Annotated in this window: 3 protein-coding genes and 1 pseudogene; all 4 read left to right on the plus strand. The window is 69.5% G+C overall.

What is annotated here, in order from left to right; all coding sequences use genetic code 11:
• Positions 1-195, plus strand: a pseudogene (locus tag DD1DGNOD_RS06270) (transcriptional regulator); the annotation flags it as partial.
• Positions 196-409: 214 nt separating this feature from the next.
• On the plus strand, positions 410-1420 hold the full coding sequence (locus DD1DGNOD_RS06275) for a patatin-like phospholipase family protein (RefSeq protein ID WP_131765665.1): 1011 nt from the start codon (positions 410-412) through the stop codon (positions 1418-1420).
• 113 nt (positions 1421-1533) lie between these two features.
• Positions 1534-2016, plus strand: coding sequence for a DUF6912 family protein (locus DD1DGNOD_RS06280; RefSeq protein WP_131765666.1), 483 nt, complete (start codon positions 1534-1536; stop codon positions 2014-2016).
• A 131-nt stretch (positions 2017-2147) separates the two neighbouring features.
• A partial coding sequence (pruA, locus tag DD1DGNOD_RS06285) for an L-glutamate gamma-semialdehyde dehydrogenase (RefSeq protein ID WP_131769658.1) occupies positions 2148-3716 on the plus strand: 1569 nt, incomplete at its 3' end.

Raw genomic sequence — 3716 nt, forward strand, 5'->3', positions numbered from 1 at the left:
GCGCTGGTGCGCCGCTGGGTGGCGCAGATACAGCGCCAGCGCGACGACTACGCCGGGCAGGTTCTGTCCATCCGGGACGGCGATCTGAGGGCACTGGCCCTCCTGCACGACACCACCCCGCAGGAGTTCTCCGAACGGCTGCGGGGGTGGGGTGTGCTCGAGACGAATTTCGGTGAGGAGGAGGTCTCCGAGTAGGACGTTGCCGCGCCGGACGCCCTGACATCGTCACCTCGACGGTGTCGGTTCCTGGGCAGTGTCGGTCCCTGACGGTGCCGCATGGCGAGATGGCGCGGTGGCCAGCCACGAGAGCGTGCACGGCGGATGTTGTGTCCCGAACCGCCGGCATGATCCCTTCACTGACGGTGGAGGGCGTGTACCAGGGATTGTGACGCACAGCAGGAGGTGGCTGATGGCTGGCAGACGGCTTCCCCGTCGCGGACTGGTACTGGGCGCTGGGGGCGTGCTTGGGTCGGCGTGGATGATCGGCGCCCTACGCGCCTATGAAGAATCAACCGGTATCGACGTCCACGGCATGGACATGACTGTCGGCACCTCCGCCGGGTCGGTGCTGGCAGCTCTGATCGGCCTCGGCACCAGTGTCGAAACGATGGTCAACTCCGAGTACGGCCGGCCCCTGTTCGGCGATCCGGTCCTCGACTACACCCGGCTCGGTTCGACCCTTCCCCCGCGGCCACGGATGCGCATCGGTTCCCGTCGGCTGCTTGCCGTCTCGGCTCGCCACCCGCGCAGCGTGACCCCGCTGGTGGCTTTGGTTTCCCTGCTCCCGCAAGGCCGTGGAACGTTGGCCGCCGTCGGTGATCTGGTGTCCTCCGTGGGTTCCAATGTGACCACATGGCCGACCCCCGCACCGCTGTGGATCGTCGCGATGGACTACGACACCGGGACGCGGGTCGTGTTCGGCTCGCCGGGTGCGCCCCGGGCGTCGATCGCCGAGGCCGTGATGGCGTCGTGCGCGATCCCGTCGTGGTATGCACCTGTCGTCATCGACGGACGACCCTACGTCGACGGCGGAACGCGTTCGCCAACGTCCGTGGACCTGCTGGTCAACGCCGGTCTCGACGAGGTCCTGGTGCTCGCTCCCGCCTGTTCGTTAGCCTTCGACCAGCCCCGGGGAGCGTTGGCACGGATCGAACGCCAGATGCGGCGGTTGGCGACCCGGGTGCTGGTACGGGAGACCGAACTGCTGCGGGCCGCGGGAACGAAGGTCACGGTGATCTGTCCGGGGCCGGAGGATCTGGAGATCATCGGCGGCAACGTCATGGACCTGACCCGCCGGCAGGAGGTTTTCCAGACCTCGCTGCGAACGAGCACAGCGGCGCTGGCAATGGCAACCGCCGGGGTACCGAGTCCGAGTACCGGGACGTCCACGGTCGACGATCACCTGGCAGCCGCCGGCTGACCTGCCCGCGGTGTGACCCCACCCGAGGATGACCCCGCACGGACCCGCCACCTCTACCGCCCCTGCCGCGCCCGGCGCAAAGGCCGTCGACCACCTCACGGCACACTGGCATCGTGCGCGTCTACCTGCCGTCAACGCTGTCGGCTGCTCGGGTTGTCCTTGCGGATCGGATGGTTCCGGTGGGACTCGGCTTCGCGGTCACCCCCGCCGTGCGGGAGTGGTACGCCCGTTCCGACAACGAGGAGATGGAGTACGCGCTCCTCCTCGACGCGGCTCGCGCGAGCCTGCGGCTGCTCGACGCCGACCCGAGTGCGCCTCGACGGCGGGTGGTCTTCGCCGTAGACGTCGACGATCGCGACGTCCGGATCAGAAACGACCTTGACCGGGGAGTTGTCGAGATCCGCAGGCCCGTGCCCCTGGCCGCCGTCCGGGCCGTCCATGTGGACGACGTCGACGCCGAGGCCGCCGTTGCCGCCGCAGCGGCTGCGGTCGTGGAGGCCGACCTCGGCGGTGACGACGCGGCGTTCGTGGTGGATGCCGCCGACGGGTACGAGCTGCTCTGGTATGCCATGCAGGAGCTGGCGGACTTTTTCTAGCAGAGCGATCATGCTTCTTGCGCGCTGCTGGGAGGCCTGGGTTTCCTGGTCTGAGACTGCTTGAGGACGGGGTGTTGCGAGCCGGGCGGCCCGCTCCTCGAGCGTTCCCAGCGGTCGGAGGGTGGGTTCGGATGGATGCCGTCGTTGTTGTCCCGAAACCGGTCAACGAGCCGGTCCGTGACTATGCTCCGGGCAGCTCGCAGCGCGCCAGCCTGCGGGCGGCGCTGGAACGGATGGCGGGGGAGCCTACCGAGCTACCCTTGATGATCGCGGGGGAGGCTCGGCCCGGTGCCGGCGAGCCGTTCGAGGTCGTGGCCCCGCACCGGCACGCGCTGGTGCTGGGCGCGGGACGGGCGGCGGCACCCGGCGACGTCGCCGACGCGGTGGACGCGGCGCTGGCGGCAGGCCCCGGCTGGCGGGCGCTGTCCCAGGAAGACCGGGCCGCGGTGTTTCTGCGGGCAGCCGAGCTCCTTGCGGGGCAGTGGCGGGACGCTCTCAACGCCGCGACCATGCTCGGGCAGAGCAAGAGCTGCTACCAGGCGGAGATCGACGCGGCCTGTGAGCTGATCGACTTCTGGCGTTTCAACGTCGCCTCCGCCCGCGAGATCGTCGCCGGGCAGCCGGCCTCGGCCGCCGGGACGTGGAACCGCATGGACTACCGTCCCCTGGAGGGGTTCGTCCTCGCGGTGACACCGTTCAACTTCACCTCGATCGCGGCGAACCTGCCGACCGCTCCGGCGATCATGGGTAACACGGTGGTCTGGAAGCCGAGCCCGACCCAGCAGCTCGCCGCTCACCACACCATGTCGCTGCTGGTGGCGGCGGGTCTTCCGGCAGGAGTGATCAATATGGTCACCGGGGACGGCGCGGCGGTCTCGGCGGTGGCGTTGCGGCACCGGGAGCTCGCCGGGGTGCACTTCACCGGATCGACGGCCACCTTCCGTACGATGTGGCGGACGGTCGCCGAGGGGATCGACGGCTACCGTGACTACCCGCGACTGGTCGGCGAGACCGGCGGCAAGAACTTCGTCGTGGCCCACCCCAGCGCCGATCCGGACGCGCTCGTTGTCGCGCTGGTCCGGGGCGCCTTCGAGTACCAGGGGCAGAAGTGCTCGGCGGCGTCCCGCGCCTACCTGCCCGCCTCGCTGTGGCGGTCGAGCCTGCGTGAGCGGCTGGTCGCGGAGACCGCGGCGCTGACCTACGGTGATGTGTCCGACCTGAGCCTTTTCGGCGGGGCAGTGATCGACCGGCGGGCCTTCGACCGGCTGTCGGCCCTGCTCGCACGCCTGCGCGCTGACCCGGCCGTGTCGGTGCTGGTCGGTGGAGGCGCCCACGACGGGATCGGCTTCTTCGTGGAGCCGACGGTTGTCGTGTGCGCCGACCCCGCGCACGAGGTGTTCACGTCCGAGTACTTCGGACCCATACTCGCTGTGCATATCTACGACGACAGTCCGGATCGGTCCGGATCGGAGGCTTTTGCCGTGGCATTGCGGGATGTCGCGGACTTCTCGCCCTACGGGCTGACCGGTGCGGTTTTCGGCCGGGATCGCCGTGCGCTTGCCGCGGCGATCGAGGAGTTGCGGTACGGCGCCGGAAACTTCTACATCAATGACAAACCGACCGGTGCGGTGGTGGGCCAGCAGCCGTTCGGCGGGTCGCGCGCGAGCGGCACCAATGACAAGGCCGGCTCCGCGCTGAAT

This window comes from Candidatus Protofrankia californiensis (assembly GCF_900634765.1).
In the GTDB taxonomy this organism is placed as follows: domain Bacteria; phylum Actinomycetota; class Actinomycetes; order Frankiales; family Frankiaceae; genus Protofrankia; species Protofrankia californiensis.

What these genes read in the sequence shown, in the direction of transcription:
- DD1DGNOD_RS06275 (WP_131765665.1), top strand. Translation starts at nt 410, where the DNA reads ATGGCTGGCAGACGGCTTCCCCGTCGCGGACTGGTACTGGGCGCTGGG.